Genomic DNA, 25,189 nt, shown 5'->3' on the forward strand with positions numbered 1-25,189 from the left:
TAATAAATTTCAAACAAATGGAATAGATTTTTGTTTATTTTATTTATCACAAAATTTAACGGCCCTTAAAACTTTCTAAATACTTATGAAAATCAATGCGTTTACATTATTTATTCTTTTAAACAAAATAATCAAATATATTTGAAATATTCAAAATAGTTCCTAAGCGTGTGTTTTTCTTATCTCCAGATAACAAAAAAGGCTATCCTAAGGATAGCCTTTTTACTAAAATATAATCTAATTTAAGATTAGTGAGCTACAACAACTTTATGTTTTTCAACAGTACCATTAAATGTTGTTATATTTATGAAATAAACACCATTGCTATATGAAGAAACATTAATAACATTTGTATTTTCATATTTAGCAACAAGTTGTCCGATGCTGTTATAAACAGTAATGTTAGCAATACTTTCGCCTTCTATATTAACAACGGTATTTGCCGGATTCGGATAAAGTTTAATATTTGAATAAGAATCTATACCCGATTTATTGATAATAACATCAGCACACGCTTCATCAGACTCAAATCCTTCTTCACAAACAGCAACAACACAATATTCGTATGTTCCACTTGCCAATGAAGCAACATTGTCAATATATTCAGACTCAGTAGGCTCAGCAGTTCCTATTAAACTACCTTCGCGATAGATATCGTATCTTATTACCGCAGGTACTTCTCCTAATTCATATATACCTATAACATTTGGTGATTGTTGTACATTACCGAAGAAACATACTTTACCATTATATTCCGCAACGTAAGCACCACCAGCAATACTGTTACCTTGTGCTCCCGGCACATAAGTTAAACCAGGTAAGTCATTAAGAACAGCAATCGGGGTTGTGTTATATGAATTGTTACCTATTTTATATTGATAAACAACTATCTGACATGTATTACCTGGGTCCACATCTTGAGAGAATAATAATAAATATGGTCCTCCATCGGTAACATTGTCATAACCACTACCATAAACCGAAGAAACTGTAGGACCATTAGCTTGTATAGAACCTTGTTTACTAACACGTGCTAAGGTTGCCCAGTCTCCTACCCAAAATTCATCATAATTAGGATCATAAGTACAATGACGAACATTAAGTGGAGTTGTTATATTAGAAACTAACACTTTATTCTCAAAATCAAGAACATTCATGGTTGTGCTACCACCACCACCATAAAAATATGTACCATCGTAAGTTAAGTCACGAATACCGGAAGCTCCAGATATTGTAAATGTTTCAATGAAAGTTCCATCCATTTGATATTTTCCAAACTGACCAGCAGTATTCCAGAATGCAGTGTAGATATAATTTCCGTCAGTAGCAACACCTTGTTCACCACTAGCGTTTGTAGTAAAGTAATCAACTCTGTCCCATGCGGCTTTTGAACCTTTTCCTGATGGAGTCCAACTTAAAGTAACTCTATCTGTAACATTATTATGTATCCCTGCAACATCTGTTACCGGATTACAATCAGCAGGGTCTAAAGTTACATTTAAAACTTCATTATCATCTACAACAAAACCTGTTTCCGTATAAGAAGTATATCCTTCAGCAGAGAATACAACACTATAAGTACCTAACGGAACATCTATTGTATAAGAACCGTTGGCTAATGTATTTGTTGTATTAGTTGCATCAAAACGTACGTTAGCACCAGCTATATTGGCATTATTTAAAGAATTCTTCACAGTTCCTGTTACGGTTCTTTTCTTAACAGTAACATCAGCACATGCTTCATTAGTCGGTAAAGAAATACAATCATCTTCATAAACTGCTCTTACTTTGTAGCAATAATTTCCGGCAGGAGCTACATTTTCATCAGTATAATTTGTAACTGTAGGACCAACTGTAGCAAATGGGGTCATATCATTACCGTAGTAGATATTATAGCCAGTTAAACCTTCTGGAGGGGGAACTACTTCTTCGCTAGTAACTGTAATATCATCGAGATTTATTCTAAACTCATCAGAGCAATCAAAGTGACGCCATGCCAAATAAACAGCTCCTGAATAAGCAGACAAATCTATAGTACGTTCGTACCATGTACCTTGGTCGTTAGTTCCTCTAATACCTTTATTTGCTATTATGTCTTTAGTATATATATCTTCTGCATAACCCGAAGAAGATTTAGCCGTTAGAGTTTCTTCAAACAACAAAGTAAAATTACTAATATTTGTTCCTGTGGTAGAGATATAAATAGCATAGTGTTCAGCTGGATAAGCAGCATCTTGAGCATTTACCCAATATTTAACTTCACTATTATCACCGATTGTAATTTGATGTGTGATAAGCCAATTATCAGGATGTAAAGCCGCTGATAAATAGGACGCAGAAGACATAAATCCGGTTCCTGAATGTCCAGGAATAACACTAGGACTTCCTGAATTTTTAAATCCAAGCCATGCGTTACCATCTCCATCTGCATCAATGTTTAACCAACCACTTGGAAGTCCGCTCGTTCCTGTTGGGAATCCTTCAAAATCTTCAGAAAGGATAACTTCTTTAGAACCGCCTTTACCACCGTCAGGGGCTGTCCATGATAAACGTACATTATTATAATCTTCTACAGTAGCAACTAAGTTAGTTGGAGCATCGCAATCAGGAGCAGCAATTGTGAAAGTAACATCTACAATAGCTTCCCCAACATTAGGATTACTTGACTTAAAGATAGCATCAGCATAGAAAGTGCCTTCTTCTGCCCACCAGCCGTCCATTGTAAATTCAACGGTTTGCGTACCGCCGGCAGCTATTTCACCACTTGCAGGTTCCGCACTTAACCAACCAGAAGTTGTAGGAATTGCAAGAGCATTAAGTTGAGCACTTGAAGAACCTAATAATGTTAAAGTACCTTCATCAACATTTACTTTATACAATTCACCTTGACCTGAAGTAGCATTAAATGCAGCCCAATAAACTTGGTTGTCTTCACGATCAATAGCGATATCTTGTCCGTAATTAGCATTAAACGTAGCAACAACTGCAGGGGTAGCTACACCTGTTGAAAGGTTAACTTCGTAAATAGTTTCGTCGTTTAATACAAGTACAAAGCAACGTCCACTATTATCAATAGCCATACCGCTAACCAAACCGCCTGCATACATACCTGTTACAGCACAAACTTGTGTCGTAGCACCCGTTGTAAGGTTAAGTGTATAAATTGTTTGTGAAGCAGAATTAATAACATACATTTCGCCTGCATAAGCACACATACCATTAACAAGAACAGATGGAGTACATACTTGTGAAACTGCACCGTTTGTAGGGTCAACTTTATAGATACCAGCGGCCTCAACATTAGACAGATACCATACACCTTCAAAATAGTCGCCAACACCCATAAAGCCAGGGAATGATGAGCCTGAGGCAATATAAGTAGCACTATTTATATCATTTAATGGAGCAGAATATATATCTTGGTCCATAAGCAAATAAGAAACAGTTTCTTCGGCTTTGTCTTGATATTCAGGGACAAAAGACCATGTTAACGGACCATCACCACCATTAGTAATAGTTACAGTTGCGTGAGCATCAACCATATAAGATGTAGTTTCATCTACTTCAGTTGGTGCAACGGAAATAGAAGGAGCTGTCATTTGATAGTTTTTAGTTGCTCCACCGGAAACAGGAGTATAAGTTTCTGTTATTGTATTATAACCGTTAGCAGAAATTGTAACATTATAACTATATCCTACTATAGCATCAATAGAATAATTTCCTGATGCATCTGTGTATTCTGTTGAAGGAACCGGACCGCCTGTATATGCAACCGATGCACTTTCAATAGCAGCACCGCCGGTATTCTTTGTGATTGTACCAGTAATTGTAGCAGTTTCCGGAGCAGTACAAGTATTAGTATAGGTATGGAAAACTCCATTAGCAGGTGCATCACCCAACCCACAACTATAAATTTCAATATCCCAAGCATCGGTAACTGTAAACCAAATTTCATAATCCCATGAACTTCCAGAATACCATGTAAATGATACGTCTCCAGCAGGAATCAACACTGATTGTGTTCCATAGGTTCCACTTCCAAGTGTAACCGTACCATAAGAAGTACCGTCAACACTAACAGTAATGGTAGATCCGTTCCAACCATCTCCGTAATCATCAAACATTTCAAAATTAATATAACACATATCACCAACCATTACATTGTCGGTACAAACACTTGAGGGGATGCAACTACCACTGAATAATGCTTTAACACAATATGAATGTGATCCATCCGGTACGTTAGTATGTGTATAAGATGTAGCTGTAACAGTAGTTAATGTTGTTCCGTTAAAAAGTATTTCATAACCTGTAGGAGAACCTGGAGCTGCTGTCCATGTCAATGCAACATTACTACCGGAAACATTAACGTTAAGATTTGTTATAGGATCACACATTTCACCAACTTCAGTAATAATACACATTGATTCAGGATTATATCCCGGTGCAGTAGCAACTTGTGTAAGAGCTCCGGTAGCTTTATCTATTTTATAAAAAGTAGGATCAGCTGACGATGATTTAGCCGCCCAGTAAATTTCGTTAGTTTCACGATCTACACTTAGATTACTAATATAGGCAACAGTAAACGGAAGTGTTCCAATTTGAGTAAATGCACCTGTAGACAAGTTAAATGTTCCAAATACATTTTGCGTATTATATACGCCATAAGCAACACCATCGTTATCTATTGCCATATAAACAGTACCTGCAAGAGTGCCAATTTGAGTAAATGCACCTGTAGAAAGATTAACAGTACCAAATGGTGCACTTGTATGGTTATCATCCCATCCGGTAGCATAAGTTAGCCCGTCATTTGGGTTAAAACATAAACTAACGCCATCAATACTTGTACTTGAAATTGAAGTCCAAGCACCGGTACTCATATTGATTGTACCTAACCTATTACCACTAGAATAATCAATTGCATAAATCGTTCCGTTTACGTATTCAGTACATTGGATTGATCTACCGGCTGAACCGATTTGTGTTCCTGGGAACGGATTGCTCACAGTAGATTTGTAAACGTTACCATTACTTTCTTGTGTTAAGTAAACATCACTAGTTGGACCTTTAACAAGGTCCTCAGCATTTGCCATTGGTCTCAATCCATTTGAAATATCTGAGACAACAGCTCTCTTCGTCTGAGACTGCGGCATATTCTTTCCCGTTTGCGCAGAAAGATTGCCAAGATTTAATATCAGCATAAAACTGATAAAAACAGTAAACAATTTTTTCATAATTTAAAGATTTTAATTTAACGTTAATAGTTTATTCAAAATTTAGATTTAATAATTTTTAAACTGCAAACATAACAATATTTTAATAAAAAAACAAATTATCTCTTTTTATTTTTTTGTTAGTTTTTCCTGAAATATCTTTTTTCTTTTTATATAAATAAGTGAGGAATTTGTATTTATATCCTCACTTATTTCATTTTCTAACCTTTTTTAACGGTTTATGATGACCTTTCTTAAAACCTGTTTAGCACTATTAGTCTCTATATTAAATATATAAATACCATTTTTAAATCTGGATACATCTATTAAACCGGCATTTCTCTCAACTGTAATCAACTGTCCTATACTATTGTAAATTTTAATAACAGATATATTTTCACCTTCAACAATTACTTTATCAGATGCCGGATTAGGATATACATAGATATTATTATCGTGGTTTGATACACTTAAGTAATTAACCGCTATCTCAACAGGAATTGACTCGCAATTATCAAATACGGCAGTTACCTTATATAAATAGGTATCTCCTATAAAAACATCTTCGTCTATATAATATAATTCTACAATTTCTTCGGCAATTAACACACCATCTTTATAAACATTATAACCATTTACATCAAGGCCAGTAGGAGCATTCCACAGCAATTTCACGCCATTATCCAGTACATATGATAAGTTATTCGGACTTGCACAAGCATCTCCTATTATTACATTACAGTAAGCCGGCATTGAAGAACAAATATTAGTATACACAGCAATAACATAATAAGTATGAGCTCCATCTTCAACATTAGTATCGGTATAAGAAGTTGAGTTAACTTCATCTATAATAATACCATCCCTTAAGATAGAATAACTTTGTGCTTCTCCTTCCCATGTCAACTCAACTGTTGTTTCATCAACATAAGCAGACAAATTTGTCGGAGATTCACAACCTTGACCTGCTGAACTACAGGTATTTTCATATAATAAGAATGAGCCGGCTGTTGGAGTACCGGAAGATTGGTAAATTAATGTATTGCTATAATCATAAATTTTAAATGAATTTTCATAATCATAACTGTTTCCATATATCCAAACAAAATCCAATTCACCTGCAGGAAGAGATAATTCTGCCTCTCCAGAACCTCCCGAAGCAAGTTTTACAGAACCTACTTCAACGCTATTTTGTCTTATGCTGATACGACCGTTACCATCCCAACCGTCACCGGCAGAATCCCACATTTCGAAATAAAGTGTACATTTATTTTCCAGGGTAAATTCACCTTCGGCATTAATTATTCCTTTATCTCCGGATGCTTGGGTTGTAAAATTAATTCCTTCTGTTTCAGATATATTATCCGATAATGTAATATTGAAGATAGCATAACCTATTCCGTCAACTGCAACATTTGCTATTGTTACATTTTCCGTATTGATTGTAACATCCGGATTATTGGTAATTAAATCAACTTCAACATTATATACGGGATAACCACCTTTATTTATAAATTGTACTGCAACATCAAATGTTTCGCCAGCAGAGAATCCGCCTTGCCAAGAGAATGCTTTGTAATTTAATACGGGTTTATGAGCTTTTACAACAACATTACTTGTCCATGAATGACTTCCGGAAGTCATTTCTGCCGTAAAATATATATTTTGACCGTTATCAACATCTTTTGAAGCTTCAAAACTAAATCCTGATTTTGTTGCGGTAGCGCCGACAGCTAAAGAAGGATATTCAACCTCACCATTAATAACATTAGCTAATCCGTCAGTGTTGGTAAGAACTACATTAATTACCGAAGAAGTAGGATCACCACCTACATTCTTTATAGTCAATTCCATCTCAGCGGTTTCTCCATAACTCAAGACACCATCACCATCGAGTTTATAAGAATCTGTAACTATGTATGGGCCCTCTAAAGCAGCTGCGGTAAGTGTAGTGATATAAGGAATATATTGCTGACGAGTAACTACAATATCTACATCCCCGCCTGAGGTTATAGGAGGATTTAAGGGCACTTGTACCGTTCCGCTTTCTCCAACCAAGGCAGCGCCATATAAAACGCCATCTTTAGAAACCGCTGCATAAGATCCCGGAACAGCTGAAATTTCATAGTAGTCCACTCCTATCGGAACTATTTCCATGTGGGAAACTACATTTTCATCTCCTTGTGTCCAATATGGCATCAACGAGCCGTCACCTAATACATTATAAGCTTGCCAATAATATTCAACACCTATATGCGTAGTATAATTCATATTGGTTGCATGGGTAACGGATAGATTTCCACCGAAAACCATGGCACTCAAACAGTTAAAGTCAGCATCTCTGAAAGCAAAATCATAACAACCATCGGAAGTATTTTCCAAAGTAGGAGTAGTTATTACTTCCAAAGAACCTGCATATGCACCGACAGTAAAATGGAAATCTTCTCCCCAGTAACTATTTGGAGAAGAGCCTATATAACCTACAGCACCTTTTTTCTGTCCTCTAATAAAAGCCTCTCCTACACATTCATTATAACCAAAATCGGCTGCAAGACAACAGTTACCCATTGCAACAAAATATTTATTTTCATTAGTTAAACTTCCAACATTACTTACTGTAAACGAAGGTGTTCCCCATGATGTTTCACTACAATGTGCTGTATAGTTTGCAAAACCTACATTTGCAAGATTATCATAACATCCTGTATAAGAGCTCAAATATTTATGTATTTCTGCAAAGCCGTGTTCTTCATTATAATAATATTCATTAGCATAGTTCATTTGAGGTTGAGCCAAACGAGGATTCCAATAACTATCTGCACCGGCTATTAATAATACATTATCCAAATAAGTAGGGTCTTCGAATTGATATTGTTCATAATATAATATCTTTTCAATTATATTCTCTAATTGTTGTGTGGTTTGTGCCGACATACGGCTATAGTACATATCAGGGAAATAATCGCCATCAAAAGTAGAATAATATAAATCTGTTTGTCTATTTGTTTTACTACCTACAGCACTGGCGGGAACTTGTGCTACGTCACCAACTAAAACAACAAATGATGGAGTTTTTCCATTTGCAACTCCTTCGTTATATTTTTCTTCACAAAGTGCTTTAATGGCAGTATTCGTTGTTCCGATTTCATCAGTATAATTAACATCCATATAGAAACCTTTTTTAGTTTTCCAAGATATCCAAGGTTCCAATGTTTCTTCGAACATTCTGTTAGCAATAACTAACATATATACAGGTGTTTTATAGAGATCGGAATAATCATCATATACACTTTTATTGAAAAATTGTTTATATATAGTTTCAAAATAAATACTATAAGTTGATTCGAACAAACTTTGTGTAGCTGTTTTATCGGCACCTTCGAATATTACTTCAACCTCTATATTATTTCTAACTTTAATAGTGTTTGAGCCAGCATCGTAAATAACTGGATTAACAGTTAATGATCCTATTCTGATGTTACGCATTGTTCCGATTTCATTTACTGAAGCTACTTCTCTTTCTTCATAACCTTTTACGGAATATGCCGCTTCTTTATAAACGAATTTAATATCTTCCGACTCCATATCTTTTCTAACAGACGGTTGATATGGATATATTTTATTCCAACTGTAATCCGTAAGATTATATTCTTCCTCTGTATAGCTTTTAACAACTACTTTAGGAGTTGCACCTTGAGGAATAGCAATAAGTTGACGGAAAGAAGGCAATTGCGGGGTTCCCTCATGTCCTGTGGGGTAAGTACCTTCGATATTAATTGCGGTAAATGCACCTTTTTCTGTACTAACATCAATTGATTCGATTTTTTCGAAAGAAAAAACAGCTTGAAAACTTTCAAAACTATCCTTAGTACACTCTTGCTTTGCACCGTTTTTAGACGATTGTAATACAATTACATTACTTTGTGCAAATGAATATATACACATTAGCGCAAATGTAACTGATAATAAAAATTTCTTCATTTTTAGTAAATATTTTTAGGTTAATAATATAAATATTAATTATTCAAGACTGCAAATATAAAAACTTTCATAAAAAAATCAAAATAAAGGGAAAAGTTTTTTGTTAAAAACCAAATTAATTTATCTCAGAATTAAAAACCAATTTCAATATTGTTTTCAATTAAGAAATCAGTGCGACTGTCATATTAAATCAATAAATATAATAATTAGTGGTATTATATATAGTAATAGAATAAAGGATTTGACAATCAATCTTTTGTTCTATGAATGATCTATCAATAATACAAAGTTATATTAGGATATAAGATCAGAATTCTTTACAGTCTTTTAATGATTTCGGTAAGTTTATATAATTAATTGAAGAATGTATCAATAAAAATTATACAATTAAGTTTCTTTTTTTCAGTCAACTAATAAAATTATTATAAGCTTTAATATTAATAAAGCAAAATACAACAAAAATTTTAAAATTTTCATCTAATCTCCCGTTCTCCAGCCACTTCCAACATATTTCCTCCACTTTTCAATAACTTCCGACATATCCTGAGGGAGCTCGGAATCAAATTGAATAAATTGGTTGGTAGCAGGATGTATAAAGCCAAGAGTTTTTGCATGTAAAGCTTGCCTCGGCAATATCTTAAAGCAATTGTAAACAAATTGTTTGTATTTGCTGAAAGTTGTACCTTTAACTATTTCGTTTCCGCCATAGGTAGGGTCTCCGAACAATGGGTGTCCGATATGTTGCATATGTGCACGTATTTGATGGGTTCTTCCCGTTTCAAGTTTGCATTCTATCAATGTTACATAACCTAAACGTTCTAAAACTCTATAATGTGTTACTGCATACTGACCTTGATCATCAGGGCAAACGATAACTATTCTTCTATCTTTAGGATCTCGCGACAAATTACCTACGATAGTTCCGCTATTATTTTCCAGATCCCCCCAAACAAGTGCCTGATATCGTCTATCTATAGAATGTACATAAAATTGCTGTGCTAAAAAACTTTGAGCTTCGAGATTTTTGGCAACGAGTAATAAACCAGTAGTATTTTTATCTATACGATGTACTAATTCCGGTTCTCTTCCTTTTCCTTCTTTATTAAGATGATATACTAATCCGTTGAGCAATGTGCCGTTATAATTTGCATAAGAAGGGTGTACAACAAGATTGGTCTGTTTATTTACAACCAATATATCGTCATCTTCATAAACTATATTTAAAGGTATATCTTGAGGAATAACTTCAGTATCTCTGGGAGGATCCGGCATAAGTACCGAAAGTTCATCTTGCGGTTTTACTTTGTAATTTGATTTGACCGGATTACCGTTAACTAAAATACAACTTGCCTTTGCCGCAGCTTGTATCTTGTTTCGTGAGGCATTTTCTATTTTTGAAAATAAAAACTTATCAACTCTTAACGGCGATTGCCCCTTGTCAACAGTAACATTGTAATGCTCATAAAATCCACCTTCCTGCTCCAATTCATCATTATCATCAGTTTTGATTTTTATATTTTGATTCTCAGGCAGTTCATCATTGCTAACATTTGCTTTCTTAGTCATAATTATTGCATAAAAATAATTTTTTCAGTATGCTTCTTTCCGGTTTTATCAATAATAACTACTAAATACAATCCATTACGAAGATTAATAAGCGGAATAGAAATATCATTAGCCTTTAAATTACCACTTTCAAAAACTTTAGTCCCAAAATTATTATATATATATATCTTATTAAACTCCGTTTCACTCTTTATGTTTACCGTACCGTTTATAACCGGATTAGGATAAACACATAATTCATTTTTCGAATAATCATCAATTGAAGACACCTTGAATTTCTTACCGAGTACGGGACGTATCATTATAGAACCGGCGAATATACTTTCGATCCACTGTCCTGTAGTGTTTTGATATGTATTAAAAGAATTATCTCTGGATATATCGAAACCTAATGCCATAGCTTCGGAAGCTGTTTTTTCTATTCCGACATAGAATACCAGGAACGGAAAGTCATTCTGACGAATAATTACCGGTTCATCAAGCATTATCGTAATAAAATTATTTGTAGAGGAATTATCATTTTTTACAACTATTCCTTGTTCATAAACTAAAGAATACGGTTTTCTATCGGATTCATTCCATACACGCAAATTATAATATAATTCCGAAGCGGTGCCGGCAATATCATTAAAAAATATTTTTACAGCTCTTAAAGTATCTGCGGTATTCAATTTAAACCGTACAGCCACCTGAACATTTCCCGGTGATCTCAAAGTATAGCTGTATTCCGGTGAACCATTATCATATGCATAATAATTATGAAATTTTTGTTCAAAGGTAATAGTATCATTTTGTTTGAAATCCAAATCGGAGGTAATATAGTGTTTTATCAGGAATTCGGCAGAATCGGTAACACCAACCGGAAATGAGAATGGAAACACCGGAGGCGGAAGACTTGGGTTATCATAATATCCGGAGATATGAAACGGATTAATAACTCCGCTACCGCCCAGATAATGTTTCAACACCGTACCTTTACTATTAATAACTTCATAATCATATCCTACATTATTTGCAGTTTGATCTAAATTAGATATAAGGACATTGTCAAAATCAATTATTTCATCAAAAGAATTTGCGGAATACTGATTATAAGGCATTGAATAATAACTACTCAGAAAAGAATGTGCATCGCTAACAAAACAGATATCTTTATAAAAGGAATTAAACCTTCTATCTCTGTCCAGATAAACATAATCAATATTCCACTGACTACCGTTAACTTGCCAATTTGGGTAATAATTATTTTCTGTTAATGTTACATAATTTTTAAATCTGAATTGAAAACCCTTATGAAAATACCTTTCTTCATCGGTAATAGGAATAATTACTTCAATAAATTGTCTTCCGTTATTTTCTTCAGGTTTAATGCTATCAAAAGGGAATCTAATCGTACTCCATACATGAAACCATTCCTCATAAACAGGGGAATAAAATTCAACAACCAATGAATCTCCTGTTAACCCATCGCTTGATGCATAAACATTATCCCAATAATTAGGTTGAAAAAAGAAACTCAGATAAACCGAGTCATAATCATGTAACGGTCTGTTTTCATTACCGAAAATAGAATCCAGACGAATAGGTCGAGAAGTTAAATAATCGGCAACTCCCTTGATCCCCGAATGCAGATTCGAATGTATCCTTCCGTTTTCATCAATTGCATCCAAGGTTGCAACGCCATAGCTAACAGGATAATAAGCATAATCATTATTAATATATGCATAATTATCTTGCCAATATAATTGAGAAGGATAACTGTCTTTATATGCAAAATCATCAAAAAAGGGCAGAAGCAAGGTATCGTTAGATACGGATTTTGATCGAACGTTTTCCGACATTTTTTCCAATACCGGGTTTGAACTCATATTCATAATAACTTCTTGTCCTGCTAAAAGATTAGAAAGCAAAAATATTATTACAAAAAGAATTATTTTATTAATTGTATTCATAAACAGTTCTGTATTTTTATAGATCGTCAAAATTTGTTTCGTCAAAATAATTATCGGGAATATTCTTTTCTCCCGCCAGAGCCTCTTCGATTGAAATTCTTAAGAAAGCAGTATCGGCAGTATAAAATAAATTTATAAATTCGCCATATCTTACAATACAAGTATCCGACCATGCGGGTTCGGTTTTGTAAACGTAAACCTCATCAACATCGTAAGAATCATGAAAATATTCTTCCCCTATATTCAACGACATGTTTTTAAGAATATATTTAGCCTCAAGAGCAAGCTTACCGATAATATAAGGCATTTGCATTTCATGTTTATCAAAACCACCGCCAACAATAATATCAATTGTCGAACCTTTTGTTACGGGAGCACCTTTTTCAATTCTAACTCCAAGGTAACGTTGTTCCAAAACCGCATTTTTATCAAAAGACGGGACAAATTCCATTGTGCCTAATTTTAATCCCGATGATTCGATGATACTTATTGCCTGACGTACGGATAAATTTATTAAATCGGGCATCGGTACATCACCGGGAGATGCAGCAGATACCGTAAGATAAATTTTTCTGCCGGGTTTCACTTTCGAACCAGAGACAGGATTCTGACTTATAACTATTCCCGGTTCATACAATGCATTATATGTAGAATCGGAAATAACAAAATTAAAAACATTTGAATAATCTCCTTTTACTAAATCATCATAATACACATTTTCTATTAAGGGCACTACAAGTTCCTGGTCATGGCGTGTATATTTCTTTAATGAGCCTTTTATAATAAGCAACGCTATAAATATTAATGCAAATGCAATAACAAATTGCAACCAGAAATATACATTAGATATTAGCTTTAAAAAGCGCTGCATTATAAAAACTTTTTATTAATAATAACCATTCAAACAGTTTTTTTATTGTTGCAAAGATAGCTTATTTTTCTACTAACTCCATTGCTTTTGCAATTGCTTTATCAATTTTTTCGGGAGATTTTCCGCCGGCAGTTGCAAAATGCGCTTGTCCGCCGCCGCCGCCGTCAATTTCCTTCACAGCTTCACGGATAATATTACCGGCATGAAATCCTTTCTTAACCAAATCATCAGTAAAGACAATGCATATTGCCGCCTTACCGTTTAAATTACTACCTAAGATAACAGCAAAATTTTCTTTATTTTGTTTTAGCTCAAAAGCAAGATCCTTTATTGCTGTAGAATCTATTTCAACTTTCTCCGCAATAACATTTATACCTTTTATATTTTTTATTTTCGATTGAAGGTTTTGTTTTATTACTGATAATTTTTCCTGTTTGAGGGTTTCAATCTCCTTTCTCAAATTACTGTTTTGCTCTAAAAGATTTTCAACTCCTTTATAAGCTTCTTTGGATTTCAAAAGATTTTTAATATTCTGAACCGTATGAGTTTGTTGATTAAGATATTCGAAAGCGGCTTTAGCGGTTATTGCCTCGATTCTTCTTATTCCCGCAGCGATGGCACTTTCGGCAATTATTTTGAAAACGCCGATGCTTCCTGTTGCCTCAACGTGTGTACCGCCGCAAAGTTCGACCGAATCTCCGAAAGTAATAACTCTTACTTTATCACCGTATTTTTCACCGAAAAGAGCCATTGCTCCTTTTTTCTTTGCTTCGTTTATCGGAATTTCCCTCAATTCATCTCTTCTTATATTATCTCTTATATAAGCATTTACATATTCTTCAACAGCAACTATTTCATCATCAGTTAATTTCTGAAAATGAGAAAAATCGAAACGTAAATAATCGGCGCCGACATAAGAACCTTTTTGTTCTACATGCTCTCCGAAAATTGTCCGCAGGGCTTTATGTAAAAGATGAGTTGCAGAATGATTAGCCATGACAGCTTTTCTATGTTCAATATCAACTATTGCTCTATAAGGTATATGTAAATATTGAGGCATTGTTTCCGCAATGTGAATACTTAAATCGTTTTCTTTTATAGTATTAATAATTTTGATACTTTCTTTTTCATTGACAATAATTCCGCGATCTCCGACCTGACCGCCGCTTTCCGCGTAAAACGGAGTCATCGGAAATACTAAATGATAGAAAGTACCATCTTTTGTAGTTACTGTTCTGTGTTTCAGAATATCAATATCTATATCCAATTCATCATAACCACAGAAAGTAAGAGTTCTATCATTATCCATCCCGGCATTTTCATCTACATAAACCCAATCGGATAAAGTTTGTGATGCGGCTTTTCTCGAGCGCTCCTTTTGCTCTTCGAGTTTTTTATTGAAGCCGTTCATATCAACGGTACGGTTTGTTTCGGCAGCTATTAGGGCAGTAAGGTCAATAGGAAATCCGAAGGTATCGAAAAGTTCGAAGGCAAAATTACCGTCTATTATATTGCTATTAGGATTAGCATTAATATATGATTGGAATTTTTGAATTCCGGTTTCGAGAGTTCTAAGAAAGGCTATTTCTTCTTCGAAGATAACTTTTTTACAGAAAGATTTTTGTTGAAGTAATTCTGGGTAAGCTTCTCCCATTTGATCGCATAGAATATCAAGTAATTCGAAAAGAAAAGGTTCTTTGAGATTTAGGAAAGAATATGCATAACGCACAGCTCTCCTTAGAATTCTTCTGATAACATAACCTGCGCCGGTATTCGAAGGAAGTTGTCCGTCTGTAATTGCAAAAGCTACAGCTCTGATATGATCGGCAACAACGCGCATAGCTATATCAGTTTTCTCACCGCTTCCATACTTTATGCCGGAACTTTCAGCAATAAATTTTATCAGCGGCTGAAAAACATCGGTATCATAATTAGATTTCACACCTTGCAATATCATGCAAAGTCGTTCAAATCCCATTCCGGTATCAATGTGTTTATGAGATAAAGTTTCTAATCTGCCGTCGGCTTTACGGTTGAATTGAATAAAAACGAGATTCCAAATTTCAATTACAAGCGGATTATCCTTATTTATCAAACTTTCTCCGGGAATTTTTCTTCTATCTTCCTCATCTCTGATATCAACATGGATTTCCGAACACGGACCGCACGGGCCCTGATCACCCATTTCCCAAAAATTATCTTTCTTATTTCCGAAAATAATTCTTTCGGGAGCAACATATCTTAACCAGCTATCTTTAGCTTCATAATCCGCACTCAATCCGTCTTTTTCATCGCCTTCAAAGACAGTAACATACAATCGGTCTTTATCAATATTAAAAACTTCCGTAAGTAATTCCCAGGCATAAGTAATCGCATCTTCTTTAAAATAGTCGCCAAACGACCAGTTACCAAGCATTTCGAACATCGTATGATGGTAAGTATCAATTCCCACTTGTTCCAAATCATTATGTTTACCCGACACTCTAAGACATTTTTGCGAATCCGCAACTCGCGGATTTACTATCGGTTTGTTTCCCAGAAAAATATCTTTAAATTGATTCATACCTGCATTGGTAAACATCAAATTAGGATCGGTTTTATTTACCATTGGAGCCGAAGGAACAATAACATGTCCTTTAGATTTAAAAAATGACAAAAATGTATTTCTAATTTCTGATGAAGTCATTTATATTATGATTTAACATTTTACAATAAAAAAATTGTGCAAAATTAAAATAAATTATCTATTTTTGCAAGTTAAACAGCATAAAAGCAAACAAATGGCAAAGCATAAATTCAGATTTAATCACCATAATTTAACATACGAAAAAATTGAAACGGGGATTCGCCAAACCATTAATAATATTTTAATATATGTATCTATTGCTCTTGCATTTGGCGGTATCGGAGCTCTGTTAGCTTTGTATCTCGTTGATTCTCCTACTGAAAGAATTTTAAAAAAGGAAATTGCACAGTACGAACTGGAATTAAAGATTTTCAATGACAAATTAGCTGAAATTGAAAATGTTCTGGCTGATATTGAATATCGTGACGACAATATTTACCGTATTATTTTTGAAGCCGAACCTATTTCTTCGGATATTAGAAAAGCAGGTTACGGCGGTACAGACAGATATTTCAAGTATGATAATTACGAAAATGGGGAACTATTAAAAGATATTTCTAAGAAGATTGATATACTTTCCGGAAGATTATATACTCAAACAACGTCATTGGATGAAATTTACGGGCTCGCTATAAACAAGGAGCAGATGTTAAACAGTATTCCGGCTATTCGTCCTGTCCGCGAAACCGATGTTAGGCGTATCGCTTCTCATTACGGTTACAGAACCGATCCTTTTTACAAAGTAAGAAAGATGCATCACGGAATCGATTTTTCAATGGCCGTGGGGGAAGATGTAATTGTTACAGGCGACGGTGTAGTTTCGGAACTGCAAAAAAACAAGCAGAACGGTTACGGATATTATGTTGAAATAGACCACGGATTCGGCTATAAAACTATTTACGCACATCTTAGCGCTTTCAATGTAAAAAAAGGCGACAATGTAAAAAGAGGCCAGGTAATAGGTTATGTAGGAAATACAGGAAAATCAACCAGTCCGCATTTGCACTATGAAATCCGAAAAAACGACAAATCTGTTAACCCGATAAATTATTTCTTCAATGATATTAATCCCGAAGAATATGAAACTATGCTTCAACTTTCGGAAATACCATCTCAATCAATGGATTAATAAATTCATGGCATGGAAGAAAAGCTATATTATACAATAAGTGAAGTTGCCGAAAAATTCAAACTTTCACAATCTTTAATCCGCTTCTGGGAAACGGAGTTTCCAAAATATATCCAGCCGAAAAGAAATAAAAGGGGTGTAAGGTTTTATACTTCAAAAGATATAGAAAATATTGAGAGAATTTACATTCTCGTTAAGAAGCAAAAATTCACTCTCGAAGGCGCGAGAAAAGCTTTGAAAACAAAAACTCCTGTTGAAACTGAGGTACCGCAAAACATTAATGAAAACCCTGAAATTAATATTGGAATAAATACCGATAAGGACATTCTTATGCGAGAAAAATTAAGCAAAATTAAAGAACTTGCCGAAAAATTACTTTCTGAATAATGAATCCATTTAAGAAACTCGCAAGCGAAACAGCTATTTACGGATTAAGCAGCATTATCGGAAGAACTTTGAATTTTCTTTTATTTCCGATGTATGTCTATATTTTTCCGCCCGAAGAATACGGAATTATCAATAATTTATACGCTTATGTAGCATTTTTATTGATACTTCTCACTTACGGGATGGAAACGGCTTTTTTCAGATATTCAAAAAAACATTTAAACAGTAATGAAGTTTATAGTACAAGCGCATCTTCAATATTCTCAACTTCATTAATTTTTCTTCTTGTTGTTACTCTATTTCTTAATCCAATTACAAATGCTTTAGGTTATCCGGGAAAAGAAAAATATATTCTTTATCTGGCAATTATTGTCGCAATAGATGCATTTACCGCAATTCCTTTCGCATATTTAAGAAGAGAAAACAAAGCATTCCGATTTGCAACTTTAAAACTCATTAATATCGGAATAAATATCGGACTAAATCTTTTGTTTTTTCTTGTCTTCAGACCGCTGAGTTTAAATAATCCCGATTCGTTTTTCAGATTTTTATACAATCCTTCTATAGGGATTTGTTATGTTTTTACATCTAATCTGATAGCAAACATAATAACTTTATGTCTGTTATATCCTGAAATTAAAAAGATTAAATTCAAAATCAATTTTACGCTGTTAAAACAAATGTTGAAATATGCAATTCCAATATTGATAGTGGGTTTCGCGGGACAAATCAATCAGAACATCGACAAAATTTTACTAAAATTCCTGGTGCCTGAAGGAGAAAATGCTATGCATCAAATCGGAGTTTACGGTGCAAATTACAAGATTGCTATTTTTATGAGTTTGTTTATTCAAGCTTTTAACTACTCCTTCGAACCTTTCTTCTTTTCGCAAGACGATAGCAAAGATACCAGAAAGACTTATGCCGATATCATGAAATATTTTGTTATTCTCGGTTGGGTAATTTTTCTCGGCGTTACATTATACATAGATTTATTCAAATTTCTGGAAAGTCCGGCTTACTTTGAAGGATTAAAAATCGTACCTATTATATTAATAGCAAATTTACTTCTCGGAATTTACTACAATCAATCCATTTGGTATAAAGTTACCGACAAAACAAAATACGGTGCTTATCAGTCTATTATCGGCGCAATAGTTACATTGGTAATTAATTTTGCTTTTATCCCAGTAATAGGATATATGGCATCGGCAATAGCAAGTTTAGCATGCTATCTGGTAATGGTTATTCTGTCATATATCTGGGGCAGAAAATACTATCCGATTAATTATGACCTTAAAACAATTTCTATTTATACTTTTTTCGCATTGGCAATTTACTTTATTACTTTATATATACCTTATCCGTCAACTTTAATAAAAATAATTTGTAATACGATTTTCTTTGCGTCGTTTATTATTGTTGTGTATGTTAAGGAGATAAAACCTTTATTAAAGTGAAACATTAAAATTTTAAATTGGAAGTTGAAAATTTAGAAGTGAAGGAATAAAAACATCGTCGAATTTTTCAATTGAAAGGTCAGGTAATGAGAAATTAAGATTATAATATTATTTTCAAATCGTTAAATTATTAAACCATTTTTATATGAAGATAAATATCATTAACAAGTCTAAACATATTCTTCCTGAATACGAAACAGAATTATCGGCAGGAATGGATTTACGTGCTAATTTAGAAAATCCGATTATTTTGAAACCGATGGGAAGAGCTTTGGTTCCGACAGGATTATTTATTTCATTGCCGAAAGGTTATGAGGCACAGGTACGTCCGAGAAGCGGATTGGCAATTAAGAAAGGTATTACTGTATTGAATTCGCCCGGAACTATTGATGCCGACTACCGCGGGGAAATTTGTGTAATAATAATAAACTTATCCGAGGAAACGTTTGTAATAAATGACGGCGACAGAATTGCCCAAATGATAATTAGTCAGCATGAAAGAGCAGAATGGAATGTTGTTGATGATTTAGATGAAACATTAAGAGGGAAAGGCGGCTTCGGCTCAACGGGAGTCTGATTTGATGATTAACTTACACGCAAATGCGATAATTATTAATTGAAAAATTTAAAAATGAAGGGATGTAATAAATTGACAGTTAGAATTTTTTGACTCAAAAAAAGATTTTCCGAACCAGTAAATTCTCAAATTCTTATATCTGTAAATTCTGTAACTTTATATTTTGGAGAAACAAAAAATCCCAAACCCAAATCAGTAAACATGAAAATAATATCGAAAACAATAATACTTTTTATATTCGGAGTACTCTGCGGATGTAATACTTTATTTTCTCAGGTAAAAAATCCGGTTGATTTGAATTCCGAACCTATGACTGCGACGGAAATTAATAAAACTTCAACTTTCATCAGCGCTATATCCGCAAAATTAATCGGGGATACGGATGAAGCAATCAAACTTTTTGAAAAAACTCTGGTTTTAGACCCGAAAAATGATGCGGCTTATTTTGAATTATCAAAATTATATCTGGATAAATATAAAGCTGAAGAAGCCATTGATGCGGCGCGTAAATCCGTTGAACTCGACGATAAGAATGTTTACTATTTAATGAATTTAGTGAGCTTAATAAGCACAACTCCATCGAATAAGGAAGAACTTGAGCTTCACAGAAAAATTATTTCTTTGGACCCAAATAATATTGAAGCGCAGTTTAATTACACTAATGCTCTTCTTCTTTCGACTAATTATGACGAAACTTTAAAACAACTTGCAAAGTTGGAAGAAATAATGGGAATTAACGAAGAAATTACTGTAAAAGTCGTTCGGATTTATGATGCTCAAAACAAGAAGACCAAAGCTATTGCCGAAATGAAACGTCTTGTTGACACTTATCCTAATAATACACAATATATTTCCATGCTTGCGGATCTTTATTTAAAATACGGAAAAGAGAAAGAAGCTTTGGATTGTTATAGAAAAATTGCCGAAATAAATCCCGAAGATCCTTATGTTCATATAACACTTTCGGAGTATTACAGAGAATCGGGAAATAACAAAAAAGCTTTTGAAGAGCTTTTACTCGGCTTCGCAACACCCGAATTAGATGCTAAAACAAAGCTTAATGTCTTTTTAAAACTTTATTCTTACGAGGAAATTTACACCACAAATAATCGTGAAGCATTTGAACTTCTGCTCACTATAAGCGATACCCATCCTGATGATCCCGTTTCCCTTGCAATGTTAAGCGATTTTTATCTGCAAAATAATCAGCTCGGAATGGCAAAACAGGGTTTATATAAAGCAAAAGGATTAGGACTCAATACTCCTTCTATCTATTTAAACCTTATTTATATAGAATCTACTATTAATAATTTTGATTCTATTGTAAGTTTGTCTGAAAAAGCAATCGAACTTTATCCTCTTTTCCCGGAATTTTATTATTATTACGGATTGGCAGAATATATAAATCAACATTTTGAAAGCGCAATATCATCACTTAAAACAGGATTAATGATGATTGTTGACAATGATGCTCTTAAAGCCGACATGTATATGGTTATCGGCGATTGTTATTATAATCTTGATAAAAAAACCGAAGCTTTTGAGAATTATGACAAGTCTCTTGAGTTACATCGCGACAATGCATATCTGCTTAATAATTACAGCTATTATTTAAGTACTTCAAATATGAATCTGGATAAATCCGTGGAAATGGGTAAAAGAGCTGTTGAACTCAACCCGGAAAGTTCTTATTATTTAGACACTTATGCTTGGGCTTTGTTTATGAAAGGAAATTATAAAGAGGCCGAAAAGTATCTGGAAGAAGCATTGAAATTTGAAGGTGACGATAGAGCTGTTATTCTTGAACATCTCGGCGATGTAAAATGGAAACTTAACGATACTTCAAAAGCACTTGAATATTGGAATAAATCCCTTCAAACAGCTCCCGATGAAGCTTCGGAAATTCTGAAAAAGAAAATCCAAAACAAAACTTATTATTCAGAATAGAAAATCATGCCCGGAAGATTTCTTATAGTAATATTCATAGCAATAAGTTTTATATCATTTTCGTGTTCGAATACGCGTAAGATTTCTTCAAGTGAAATTAACGCTTCCAACACAACGGAATTACTAAGATTGCCTATTGATAATTTGTACGATAGTATCGCAAAATGCAATATATTGCCGGAAATATTCAATTGTCGCTTTGATGCGGATTTTACGAATAAATCTAAAAATCAGTCGGAAAAAATTAAAGGTATTTTATCTTATAATGCGGATAGTTTGACGATGCAACTTACATCCAAAGGAATTAATATTGCTTCGGTTTTAATAACAACAGACAGTATTTTGATTCTTAACAAATTGGGGAAATCTTATATCGCAGATGCTCTTTCAAATTATGATTTTATTGAAAGAACAATTACTTTGGATGATATTAAAAACATTTTGTTAGGAAGAAGAATTGATTTCCGTGACAATGAATTATTTTCTTATACTATTAATGAATATTATTCTTTAAATTACAGAAACCCAAATAATCTTTTTTATAACATCGATTATAATAATCAATTTAAAGCAGAAAAGATGAAATTTTTCAGCGATATTGGTTTGTTTTATGTAATTTCGTACTTTGATTTTTTTTCTGTCGAAAATTTTGTTTTTCCGACAAACATTGATATAGATCTTGAAAATGCAAATTGCAAAATAAAATTATCACGAATGAATTTCGAGAAAAAAAATAATCTCGAAATAAAAATACCGGATAATTATCAAAAAGTTGAAATGTTTTAATAATGCCGTTCGAAATAAAAAAAATATTATCATTTATAATTGTCGGAATGATTTCTTGCAGCAGTATTCTATTTGCTCAATCGAAGGAAGATTTGCAAAAGGAAAAAGCTAAGATTGAAGACGAAATTCAACTGACTAACAAATTATTAAATCAAACTTTATCTGGAAAAAAAGCCTCAACGGAACAAGTGGCTTTAATAAACAAACAAATAAACGATAGAACAAAGTTAATTTCAACAATAAATAATCAGGTTAAATATCTCGACAGCGATATTTCGTCAACTTCAAAAAATATTAAAGAATTAAATGACGAATTGGAAATCCTGAAGAAGGAATATGCCGATATGATTTTACATACCTGGTCAACCAAAAACACATATAAACGTTTGTCATATATTTTTGCTTCGGAAGATTTGAATCAGGCTTTCAGAAGAATTTCTTACTTCAAATATTATTCGGATAGAAGAAAGGAATACAGCAGGGAAATAATTTCAAAAACCGACGAAATGCAAAACAAGAAATTCACTCTTGAGAAACAGAAAAGTGAGAAGGAAACTTTAAGGGTTTCAAAAGAGCAGGAAACTACAAAACTTCAGACTGAAAAAGTTCAGAAAAACAATACAATTCAGGATCTTACCAAACAAGAAAAAGAATTGCGCAAAAAGATAAAAGCGCAACAAGATGCTTTATCAAAACTAAATAAAGAAATTGAAAAAATTATTGCCGAAGAAATCAAGTCGCGTAACAGTAAAAGCGGCAGGCTTGAGCTTACTCCGGAAGAAAAAATCATTTCAGGAAAGTTTGAAGGCAACAAAGGAAAATTGCCTTGGCCCTGTGAAAGAGGAATTATTGTAGAATCTTTCGGCGAACGTCCTCATCCCGAACTAAGAGACATCAAAATTAATTCTACGGGAATTGATATTCTGACTGAAGCAAAAAGTATGGCGCGGTCTATTTTCGACGGCAAGGTAACAAAGATTATTCAAATACCACAATATAATAATGTTGTTATTATTCGTCATGGGGATTATCTCACGGTTTACGGAAACCTTGATGAAGTGTTTGTTAATGTAGGACAAGAGATAACGACCAAGCAAAACATCGGCACAATTTACAGCAACAACTCGGAAGGAACTACAAAGCTACATTTTGAAGTCTGGAAAAGTTCTACTTTACTTGATCCGGAAGGTTGGATTATTAAGAGATGAGTTTGACAGCTCCTAACTTAAAAATATAAATCCCTCTCCCCTGCTTTTACTCTTTCCAACCGGCGCTTTACTTCATCAACATTAACCTTTGTTTCATCGATTTCAAGTTTCCGAAGTTCATCATCAATCACTTTCCAACCTTTATCCTGCACTTCGGGTGAAGCATAATCCTCCAAATATTCAGCTAAAGTCAGAATAGCATTGGTTGTACAATATCTTTTGATAAATCCCGGTACGGAAAATTCCATAAAATGTTCGCCGGTACGTTTTAACCTGTAACAAGCAGTACAGAAAGACGGAATATATCCTAAATCCAATAATTCTTCAATAATTTCGGCTAAGCTTCTATCATCATTAATCTTAAATTGCTCCCTATTCAAATCCTGATCGTCGGTAGTATTTTTTTGTTTGCTATGATGATATCTATAGTCGCCGATTTGAAGATTTGTTCCGCCGTCGATTTGTGAAACGCCGAATTGTATGGCTTCCCTTCTGAATTTCGGATTCTCCCTTGCGGTAAGAATTAATCCTGTATAGGGAACAGCCAGTCTGAAAATTGCAATTATCTTAGCAAAAGTTTCATCATCAACCTCATATTTATTATCAATATTTATTGATGAAGCATCTTTGATACGCGGGAATGAAATTGTATGCGGACCAACATTATAGCATGCTTCCAAATGATTTGTATGACGAATAACTGCCATAACTTCAAAGCGCCAGTCGTAAAGCCCGAACAAAACACCGAGCCCGTTATCATCTAATCCTGCTTCCTGCGCACGATCCATTGCCGTCAGACGCCAGTCGTAATCTTTTTTCTTTCCGCTGGGATGATATTTTGCATACGCTTCGGGATGATATGTTTCCTGAAAGATTTGATAAGTACCGATTCCGGCTTCTTTTACTGTTCTAAAACCTTCGATATCTAATGGTGCGGCATTAATATTAACCCGGCGAATTTCTCCATTACCTTTCTTAACCGAATAAGTAACCTTAACATCATGTGCGATTCTTTCCGGAGAATAATCAGGATGTTCGCCATAAACCAGAATCAATCTTTTTTGTCCGCTTTCTTCAAGAGCTAAAATAGAATCTTTCAATGCCTTATCATCGAGAGTTGTTCTAACCTGTTCTTTGTTAGACACACGGAATCCGCAGTACTGACAATTGTTCGTACATCTATTTCCAACATAGAGCGGGGCAAAAAGTACTATTCTATTTCCGTAAATTCGTTTTTTAAGTTCACGTGCTCCTTCTTTAATCTCTTCAATTAAAGAAGGGTCGGTAGTATTAATAAGTACTGCCGTTTCTTCTAAGGTCAATCTATTCTTATCAAGTGATCTTTTAATAACTTCACGTACTCTTTCCGGGGTACTTTCAATAGAATTAATTATGTCCCATATTTCGTCAGGGTCTATAAACGGCTTCATCCTTTCATCAGGAATTCTGCATTTTTCCGGATAGAATTGCATATCAAATGGTT

14 protein-coding genes are annotated in these 25,189 nt (G+C 33.9%); 7 read left to right on the forward strand and 7 right to left on the reverse strand.

What is annotated here, in order from left to right:
- Positions 1-248: 248 nt before the first annotated feature.
- The 6 genes from LBP67_00865 to alaS form a co-directional block, all read right to left on the reverse strand.
- A complete protein-coding gene (locus LBP67_00865) occupies positions 249-5,237 on the reverse strand; it encodes a choice-of-anchor J domain-containing protein (protein MDR2083532.1) in 4,989 nt (1,662 codons plus the stop codon).
- 210 nt (positions 5,238-5,447) lie between these two features.
- Entirely contained in the window at positions 5,448-9,197 is a 3,750-nt protein-coding gene (locus LBP67_00870; GenBank protein ID MDR2083533.1) for a C25 family cysteine peptidase, read from the reverse strand.
- Positions 9,198-9,674: 477 nt separating this feature from the next.
- Complete coding sequence (locus LBP67_00875; GenBank protein MDR2083534.1) at positions 9,675-10,763, reverse strand: RluA family pseudouridine synthase; 1,089 nt, start codon at positions 10,761-10,763, stop codon at positions 9,675-9,677.
- A 2-nt stretch (positions 10,764-10,765) separates the two neighbouring features.
- Entirely contained in the window at positions 10,766-12,715 is a 1,950-nt protein-coding gene (locus LBP67_00880) for a T9SS type A sorting domain-containing protein (GenBank protein MDR2083535.1), read from the reverse strand.
- A gap of 16 nt (positions 12,716-12,731) precedes the next feature.
- Positions 12,732-13,586 carry a PASTA domain-containing protein gene (locus tag LBP67_00885; protein MDR2083536.1) on the reverse strand — a complete coding sequence of 285 codons (855 nt, stop codon included), beginning with the start codon at positions 13,584-13,586 and terminating at the stop codon, positions 12,732-12,734.
- Positions 13,587-13,647: 61 nt separating this feature from the next.
- Positions 13,648-16,272 (reverse strand): alanine--tRNA ligase, encoded by a 2,625-nt coding sequence (gene alaS, locus LBP67_00890; protein MDR2083537.1) that lies wholly within the window; start codon positions 16,270-16,272, stop codon positions 13,648-13,650.
- A 94-nt stretch (positions 16,273-16,366) separates the two neighbouring features.
- On the opposite strand from alaS, the gene LBP67_00895 reads away from it, so the two are divergent.
- The 7 genes from LBP67_00895 to LBP67_00925 all read left to right on the forward strand — a co-directional run bounded on the left by LBP67_00895 (position 16,367) and on the right by LBP67_00925 (position 23,706).
- The gene (locus LBP67_00895) at positions 16,367-17,341 is read left to right on the forward strand and encodes a M23 family metallopeptidase (protein ID MDR2083538.1); all 975 of its coding nucleotides are present in this window, start codon (positions 16,367-16,369) and stop codon (positions 17,339-17,341) included.
- A 12-nt stretch (positions 17,342-17,353) separates the two neighbouring features.
- Positions 17,354-17,728 (forward strand): MerR family transcriptional regulator, encoded by a 375-nt coding sequence (locus LBP67_00900; protein MDR2083539.1) that lies wholly within the window; start codon positions 17,354-17,356, stop codon positions 17,726-17,728.
- Positions 17,728-19,188 carry an oligosaccharide flippase family protein gene (locus tag LBP67_00905; GenBank protein MDR2083540.1) on the forward strand — a complete coding sequence of 487 codons (1,461 nt, stop codon included), beginning with the start codon at positions 17,728-17,730 and terminating at the stop codon, positions 19,186-19,188. Before LBP67_00900 ends, LBP67_00905 begins: the two co-directional genes overlap by 1 nt.
- Positions 19,189-19,333: 145 nt before the next feature.
- Entirely contained in the window at positions 19,334-19,765 is a 432-nt protein-coding gene (gene dut, locus LBP67_00910) for a dUTP diphosphatase (protein MDR2083541.1), read from the forward strand.
- 201 nt (positions 19,766-19,966) lie between these two features.
- Complete coding sequence (locus tag LBP67_00915) at positions 19,967-21,712, forward strand: tetratricopeptide repeat protein (GenBank protein MDR2083542.1); 1,746 nt, start codon at positions 19,967-19,969, stop codon at positions 21,710-21,712.
- Between the two features lie 6 nt (positions 21,713-21,718).
- Positions 21,719-22,498 (forward strand): DUF4292 domain-containing protein, encoded by a 780-nt coding sequence (locus tag LBP67_00920; GenBank protein ID MDR2083543.1) that lies wholly within the window; start codon positions 21,719-21,721, stop codon positions 22,496-22,498.
- A gap of 2 nt (positions 22,499-22,500) precedes the next feature.
- Positions 22,501-23,706: a peptidoglycan DD-metalloendopeptidase family protein gene (locus tag LBP67_00925; protein MDR2083544.1), complete on the forward strand. Its 1,206-nt coding sequence runs from the start codon at positions 22,501-22,503 to the stop codon at positions 23,704-23,706.
- 17 nt (positions 23,707-23,723) lie between these two features.
- Here the strand turns inward: LBP67_00925 and hydG are convergent, their stop codons facing one another.
- On the reverse strand, positions 23,724-25,178 hold the full coding sequence (hydG, locus tag LBP67_00930; protein MDR2083545.1) for a [FeFe] hydrogenase H-cluster radical SAM maturase HydG: 1,455 nt from the start codon (positions 25,176-25,178) through the stop codon (positions 23,724-23,726).
- Positions 25,179-25,189 lie beyond the last annotated feature (11 nt).

The organism is Bacteroidales bacterium (assembly GCA_031276035.1).
Classification (GTDB): domain Bacteria; phylum Bacteroidota; class Bacteroidia; order Bacteroidales; family BM520; genus RGIG7150.

Coding starts and splice junctions, on each gene's coding strand:
- LBP67_00865 (MDR2083532.1), bottom strand. CDS start 5,237: ATGAAAAAATTGTTTACTGTTTTTATCAGTTTTATGCTGATATTAAAT.
- LBP67_00870 (MDR2083533.1), bottom strand. CDS start 9,197: ATGAAGAAATTTTTATTATCAGTTACATTTGCGCTAATGTGTATATAT.
- LBP67_00875 (MDR2083534.1), bottom strand. CDS start 10,763: ATGACTAAGAAAGCAAATGTTAGCAATGATGAACTGCCTGAGAATCAA.
- LBP67_00880 (MDR2083535.1), bottom strand. CDS start 12,715: ATGAATACAATTAATAAAATAATTCTTTTTGTAATAATATTTTTGCTT.
- LBP67_00885 (MDR2083536.1), bottom strand. CDS start 13,586: ATGCAGCGCTTTTTAAAGCTAATATCTAATGTATATTTCTGGTTGCAA.
- alaS (MDR2083537.1), bottom strand. CDS start 16,272: ATGACTTCATCAGAAATTAGAAATACATTTTTGTCATTTTTTAAATCT.
- LBP67_00895 (MDR2083538.1), top strand. CDS start 16,367: ATGGCAAAGCATAAATTCAGATTTAATCACCATAATTTAACATACGAA.
- LBP67_00900 (MDR2083539.1), top strand. CDS start 17,354: ATGGAAGAAAAGCTATATTATACAATAAGTGAAGTTGCCGAAAAATTC.
- LBP67_00905 (MDR2083540.1), top strand. CDS start 17,728: ATGAATCCATTTAAGAAACTCGCAAGCGAAACAGCTATTTACGGATTA.
- dut (MDR2083541.1), top strand. CDS start 19,334: ATGAAGATAAATATCATTAACAAGTCTAAACATATTCTTCCTGAATAC.
- LBP67_00915 (MDR2083542.1), top strand. CDS start 19,967: ATGAAAATAATATCGAAAACAATAATACTTTTTATATTCGGAGTACTC.
- LBP67_00920 (MDR2083543.1), top strand. CDS start 21,719: ATGCCCGGAAGATTTCTTATAGTAATATTCATAGCAATAAGTTTTATA.
- LBP67_00925 (MDR2083544.1), top strand. CDS start 22,501: ATGCCGTTCGAAATAAAAAAAATATTATCATTTATAATTGTCGGAATG.
- hydG (MDR2083545.1), bottom strand. CDS start 25,178: ATGCAATTCTATCCGGAAAAATGCAGAATTCCTGATGAAAGGATGAAG.